Source organism: Vibrio sp. 10N.222.52.B7, assembly GCF_041474275.1.
GTDB lineage: Bacteria > Pseudomonadota > Gammaproteobacteria > Enterobacterales > Vibrionaceae > Vibrio > Vibrio crassostreae_C.
Genome location: NZ_JBFRTU010000084.1, coordinates 1 through 6,788 on the forward strand (window position 1 = coordinate 1; position 6,788 = coordinate 6,788).

4 protein-coding genes are annotated in these 6,788 nt (G+C 44.7%); 1 reads left to right on the forward strand and 3 read right to left on the reverse strand.

Going from position 1 to position 6,788, the window contains the following annotated elements; translation table 11 throughout:
• Nucleotides 1-62 precede the first annotated feature (62 nt).
• Nucleotides 63-1,745, forward strand: a complete 1,683-nt coding sequence (locus AB4512_RS19380; protein WP_017060395.1) for an aspartate:alanine antiporter — start codon at nt 63-65, stop codon at nt 1,743-1,745.
• Nucleotides 1,746-2,051: 306 nt separating this feature from the next.
• On the opposite strand, the gene fabV is transcribed toward AB4512_RS19380, so the two are convergent.
• The 3 genes from fabV to AB4512_RS19395 all read right to left on the reverse strand — a co-directional run bounded on the left by fabV (nt 2,052) and on the right by AB4512_RS19395 (nt 6,433).
• Entirely contained in the window at nt 2,052-3,254 is a 1,203-nt protein-coding gene (gene fabV / locus AB4512_RS19385) for an enoyl-ACP reductase FabV (protein ID WP_017060392.1), read from the reverse strand.
• 211 nt (nt 3,255-3,465) lie between these two features.
• Complete coding sequence (locus AB4512_RS19390; RefSeq protein ID WP_017071963.1) at nt 3,466-5,748, reverse strand: acyl-CoA dehydrogenase; 2,283 nt, start codon at nt 5,746-5,748, stop codon at nt 3,466-3,468.
• A gap of 55 nt (nt 5,749-5,803) precedes the next feature.
• Complete coding sequence (locus tag AB4512_RS19395; RefSeq protein WP_017065403.1) at nt 5,804-6,433, reverse strand: TetR/AcrR family transcriptional regulator; 630 nt, start codon at nt 6,431-6,433, stop codon at nt 5,804-5,806.
• Nucleotides 6,434-6,788 lie beyond the last annotated feature (355 nt).

The following is a 6,788-nucleotide window of genomic DNA, read 5'->3' on the forward strand; positions in this document are numbered from 1 at the left end:
TTTAGATACAATTCACCTTTCAAACTTACCCTGTGTTCCACGCCAATTATTGAGCGACCACCGTGAATATCGACGTTGTTTTTCTGTTAGAACAAAACCCCATTCTCCTCATCTTTGTTGTTTTATCGATTGGATTAGCCATTGGTAAAATTCGTTTCGGTAGCCTCCAACTTGGTAATTCAATCGGTGTTTTGATTACTTCCCTTATCATGGGACATCTTGGCTTTTCTTTTAACGCAGATGCGCTCACCATTGGTTTCATGCTGTTCATCTACTGTGTTGGCATTGAAGCTGGACCAAACTTCTTCGGTATCTTCTTCAGAGACGGTAAGCACTACCTCATTCTGAGCCTTGTGGTACTTTCTACCGCAATTGCCCTAACCTATTTCAGTAGTCATTACCTTGGCCTAGGCTTTGGTTTATCTGCAGGCATGATGGCAGGTGCCTTAACAGCAACGCCGATATTGGTAGGTGCTCAAGATGCTCTGAATTCTGGGCTTGCAGAATTACCAAGAAACATGGACTTGAGCCTGATTATCGAAAACCTTTCAGTCGGTTACGCGATGGCTTACTTGGTTGGCTTAATCAGTATGATTATGTTTGCTCGCTTGATTCCAAAACTTCAAAAAGTGAACCTACACGACTCGGCAGAGCAAATCGCCCAAGAACGTGGGTTAGGCGCTTCAGGTCAGCGTAAGGTTTACTTGCCCATTATTCGTGCTTATCGAGTGGGACCAGAGCTCATCTCTTGGACTGACGGTAAGAATCTGCGTGAACTGGGCATCTATCGCCAAACAGGCTGTTACATCGAGCGTATTCGACGTAATGGTATTCTTGCCCATCCAGATGGTGATGCAATTCTGCAAGAAGGCGATGAGATCGCATTGGTTGGTTTCCCAGATAGCCACGCTCGTCTAGACCCAAGCTTCCGTAACGGTAAAGAAGTTTTCGACCGTAACCTTCTCGATCTGCGTATCGTGGAAGAAGAGATCGTCGTTAAGAGTGACAGTATCGCAGGTAAGCGCCTATCAGACTTAAACCTGTCTGAATACGGCTGTTTCCTTAACCGCGTAGTACGTGCTCAGATTGAAATGCCGATGGACTTAAACATCGTGCTTTCTAAAGGTGACGTCCTACAGGTGAGTGGTGAAAAGAGTCGAGTGCACGGCCTAGCTGAGAAAATTGGTTTCATCTCAATCCACAGCCAAATGGCGGATTTGATGGCCTTCTGTAGCTTCTTCATTTTGGGTATTTTGTTTGGTTTGATCACCATGACATTCGGTCAGGTATCGTTTGGGCTAGGTAACGCGGTTGGCCTGCTTCTATCGGGTATCATGCTTGGTTTCCTACGAGCGAACCACCCTACTTTCGGTTATGTGCCTCAAGGTGCTCTGAACATGGTCAAAGACCTCGGTTTGATGTTCTTTATGGTCGGTATCGGCTTGAGCGCCGGTGGTAAGATATTTGAGCACTTAACCCAAGTTGGCCCACAGGTAATAGGTATTGCCCTAGTAGTGAGTGTGCTGCCAGTATTCTTCGCTTACTTGGTTGGCGCTTACGTATTGAAGATGAACCGAGCTTTGTTGTTCGGTGCAATCATTGGCGCGCGAACTTGCGCTCCAGCGATGGACATCGTAAATGACCACGCTCGCTCAACGATTCCGGCTCTGGGTTATGCGGGTACTTATGCGATAGCCAATATATTGATGACCTTAGCAGGTACTTTCATCATCATAATTAGCTAGCATCTGCTGCATTAAAAGCAGCCAAGCTTAGATATTTCGAATGCACTAATTCACTTTGGGTTAGTGCATTTTTTATAACCTGTTTTAAGCGGTTCAAGCCTTCTTCCCCACTCCTGCTCTTAACTCTCTTCATCCCTTATTTCTACTCTTGTCCCCCTTCGAATCGCGGTAGCCGTATCCGCTCTTAAATCTCTTCGCATCCCGCCACTCGAATCCCATATCTGCTCTTAATCTCTTGAACCAAATAGCAGACAAAAAAATAGGCGCTCAATGAGCGCCTATTTCGTTTAGATTCGATAACTTGAATTAGATGTCAGCTACATCAAATTCAACAGCTGGGTTAACGTCAGCTTCGTAATCAACACCTTCAACACCGAAACCAAATAGCTTCAAGAACTCTTCTTTGTACTCTACGTAGTCAGTCAGTTCTTTTAGGTTCTCAGTTGTGATTTGAGGCCATAGGTTACGACAGTGATCTTGAATGTCTTCGCGAAGCTCAAGGTCATCTAGACGTAGACGGTTCACTTCATCCACTTCTGGCGCGCTGCCGTCTTCTTTGTATAGACGTTGGCTGAACATACGGAAGATCTGTTCCATACAACCTTCGTGAATACCTTCTTCACGCATCTTCTTGAACACCATAGCGATGTAAAGAGGCATTACAGGGATTGCAGAACTTGCTTGAGTCACTACAGACTTAAGAACAGCAACGTTTGCAGTACCGCCAGTTTGGCCTAGCTTCTCGTTCAGCGCTGTCGCTGCACGGTCTAGATCCATCTTAGCTTTACCTAGTGCGCCATCCCAGTAGATTGGCCACGTTAGTTCAGTACCGATGTAGCTGTAAGCAACCGTCTTACAACCGTCCGCTAGAACACCAGCTTCAGAAAGAGCATTGATCCAAAGTTCCCAATCTTCACCGCCCATTACAGTAACAGTGTCTTTGATCTCTTCTTCAGTTGCAGGCTCTACGCTTGCTTCGATGATTGTGTCTTTGTTCGTATCAACCGCAGTTGACGTGTACGTTTCACCGATAGGCTTTAGAGATGAACGAATTACTTCGCCAGTCTCTGGCATTTTACGCACTGGAGACGCCAGTGAGTATACAACCATATCGATTTGGCCTAGATCTTCTTTGATCAGGTCAATTGTTTTCTGTTTCGCTTCGTTAGAGAAAGCATCGCCGTTCAGGCTTTTTGAATACAGGCCTTCTTCTTTAGCTAGCTTGTCGAACGCTGCTGAGTTGTAGAAACCAGCTGTGCCAGGCTTTTTCTCAGTACCGGCTTTCTCAAAGAAAACACCGATAGTTGAAGCGCCGCCACCAAATGCAGCCGCAATACGTGAAGACAAGCCGTAGCCACTTGAAGAGCCAACAACTAGTACACGTTTAGGTGCGTTTGCGATTGGGCCTTGAGCTTTTGTGTAAGCAATTTGTTCTTTTACATTAGCTTCACAACCGACTGGATGTGTTGTAGTACAGATGAATCCGCGAATTCGAGGTTTGATGATCATATTCAACTTCCTTAAAAAATCAGGTTAAGGATAAAAGTTTCGTACGCAAATGGCATCTAATTTCTGTAAAAATGTGGCGAAAATGCAAGTGGTTGGAGCACTCAATGAATATTTGCTGACTAAGTCACCATTTGTTAACGCCTCTATTGCAACTTCTACGACAAAAACAAAAAAAGGCACCTAATAAGGTGGCCTTTTGTCATTTCTTTATCTAAGCAACGCTATTTAGCTTAGGTTTTAACTCTTTTCGCGTCAAAGTTTCACTGTAATCATGACTGAAGTGGTCAACTTGAATCGCTGCGTAGCGAAGTTTGTCTGCTGCAATGATTTGGTCAACTTCGTCTTGAGTAAGAACATCTGCCGCCAGTGCTTGAGCAAGTTTATCTTGCAATAGACCTTTACGAGCCACTTTGCCCTCTTTCACTGCTTTGAAGATCTTACGTTCGAGAGGCTTGATGCTGTACATCGCATTGAACGCATTCTCCATTAGGCCAACACTATCCTCTTCTTCTTTGCCTATGTAGCAAAGGTGAGTTAGACGTTCACGGTGTGCACCCGGAGTCATCAAGCTTTCTGCCAGTTGTACCGTTAGATTATCACTTGGTTTTTCAAAGTGGTTACCGACAGGGAAAACTAGACCTTTAAGTACTTTACCTACCATCTTGTTCGGGAAGTTTCTGTACGCTTCTTGTAGCGATTTAGCCGCGTTATGGAAACAGTGTTGAACCGCGTAGTGTACGTAGTCTAGGTCAGCTTGTTGACGACCTTCATCTTCATACTTCTTAAGCGCTGCAGACGCCATGTATAGGTAACTTAGACCATCACCTAGACGTGCAGAGATAAGCTCTTTACGTTTCAGTTCGCCACCTAGTGTAAGCATTGCGAAATCCGCACTCACTGCAAGCGCACGGCTCAAGCGAGTTAAGTCTTGGTAGTAAGGCTTCGTTGGACCGCTCATATCCGCTTTAATGAACTTAGAGCCTGTCAATGCCGCACCGAACGCACCAAACGTGTTCTTAGTTGCGTGAGAGATATGCTTGAACAACAAGTTATCGAAATCCTTCGCACCTTGCTTCTCATCTGGGTTTGCTGCCGCTTCCATTTCGCTTAGCACGTATGGGTGACAACGTGTCGCACCTTGACCGAAGATCATCAGGTTGCGAGTTAAGATGTTCGCACCTTCTACTGTGATAGCAACTGGAATACCTAGGTAAGGCGCAGCTAAGTAGTTCATTGGACCATCTTGAATTGCACGACCAGAGTGGATATCCATTGAATCATTCAGGATAGTACGCGCCATTTCTGTCATGTGATATTTCGCGATAGCCGTAACGATACCCGGCTTCTCTTTCATATCGAGTGAAGTAGTTGTTAGTGTACGAGTCGCTTCTAGTAGATATGTTAAGCCACCAATACGACCTAAACTCTCTGCAACTCCTTCAAACTTACCAATCGACATACCGAACTGCTTACGAACATAAGCGTATGCGCCGGTCGTTTTCGCCGTTAGGTGGCCCATCGCCGTGCCAAGTGCGGGTAATGAGATACCACGACCTGCAGACAGACATTCCACCAGCATACGCCAGCCTTTACCTGCGTAATCGGCACCACCGATTAACCATTCCATAGGAATAAATACATCGTGACCGCGTGTTGGACCATTCATAAACGCAAGACCAAGTGGGTCATGACGCTCACCAATCACAACACCTTCGTGGTCAGCCGGGATTAGCGCACAAGTGATGCCAATGTCTTCTTTGTCACCCAGTAGCTTTTCTGGATCGTGCAGTTTGAAAGCCAGACCAAGTACCGTCGCCACTGGTGCTAGTGTAATGTAGCGTTTGTTCCAGTTAAGCTTGATACCTAGCGTCTCTTTACCTTCGTGCATGCCCATGCACACAGTACCGACATCAGGGATACCACCCGCATCAGAACCCGCTTCTGGGCCTGTTAGTGCGAAACATGGGATATCTGTACCGTCAGCAAGACGAGGTAGCCAGTAGTCTTTTTGGTCTTGAGTGCCGTAGTGAGACAGCAGCTCACCAGGACCAAGAGAGTTTGGAACCATTACTGAAACCGCAGTACTGATACTGCGAGTCGCAATCTTAGTTACGATAGTTGAGTTAGCGTGTGCTGAGAATTCACGACCGCCATACTCTTTCGCAATAATTAGCGAAAAGAAACGCTCTTTGCGTAAGAAGTTCCACACCTCTTCAGGAAGGTCTCGATCTTCTTTTACAATTTGGTGGTCATCAAGCATAGCGAGCAAGGTTTCAAGCTCATTATCCATGAACGATTGCTCTTCTGCTGTCAGCTGAGGTTTTGGGTATTGATGCAGCTTAGTGAAATCTGGTTTACCAGAAAACAGCTCTCCGTCCCACCACACGCTACCCGCTTCCATCGCTTCTTTCTCGGTGCTAGATAGTGGTGGTAGTACTTTTTTAAAGAGTTTAAAAGCTGGGTCACTTACCCATTTTTGTCTTAGAGAGCTCATAGTTCAGATCCTTTTGTTCACTATATTGGTTGTGAATGTTTCGCTTTTTATTGTTTTATTCTTCTGCTGACATGCCAGCGGCTAAATATGGAATAAGAATATCGACCACTGCCTTAGCATCTATCTTTCTGTCATAGTCATTCTCTGCAATTTCTACCAGAGCCTGACTTGATGCCATGGTGAATACACAAGTCCCTAGGGTGAAGTGTAATCGCCAAAATAACTGTTCTTGAGTGAGGTTCGGATTCGCCTTCATTACAGATGTCGTAAACAAAGAAAGTACTTCGCTATAACGGGTAGTAATGAACCAACGCAAGTGTCCTTGCACATCTGTATAGCCTCTGCCGATAAGTAACATGAACCGGCTTGTACCATTTGGCCTAACATCATTAAGTGCTCTTAGTGGCTGTCTCAGAGACTCAAACACGTCACTCATAGAATACGTTTCGTTCAAGTTTAAGTTCACTAATGCATCTTGCAGTGCTGGCATAAATGCTTCTAAGTAACGATTGAGTACCGCACGAACCAGAGTCTTCTTATCGCCAAAGTGATAGTTCACTGAAGCTAAGTTGACATTCGCTTTACTCGTAATCGTGCGTAAAGAGGTGTCATTAAAACCGTGCTCAGCAAATAAGCCTTCAGCCACATCTAAGATTTTGTCTTTGGTTGTACTTCTTGGTGCCATTTCAATCACTCGTATTAAACAACTGTTTGAAATATACGCTTAGTACATTTATTTAACAAGCAAGCAACATCACATTTTCACAAATTGGTCGTACCAGTTAATAAAACTCAGCACTAACCGATTGAATCGCTGTGTGTTTACAAAAAAAGAAAAAAATAATGAATTTTCTTGGAACTGAAATGGAAATGGTGGGTCATAAATTATATAGAAAACAGCGTATTTAGAAGTTTAACAGGCCGTCAAACTTGTTCTTCTCACTGCTTTCTTAATTACTGCATTTTCCTTATTAACTCCTATACTTGTATCCGCCCAAACCACGTTGGTTTGGGCTTTTTTTTGGTTCATCGCGGATTAG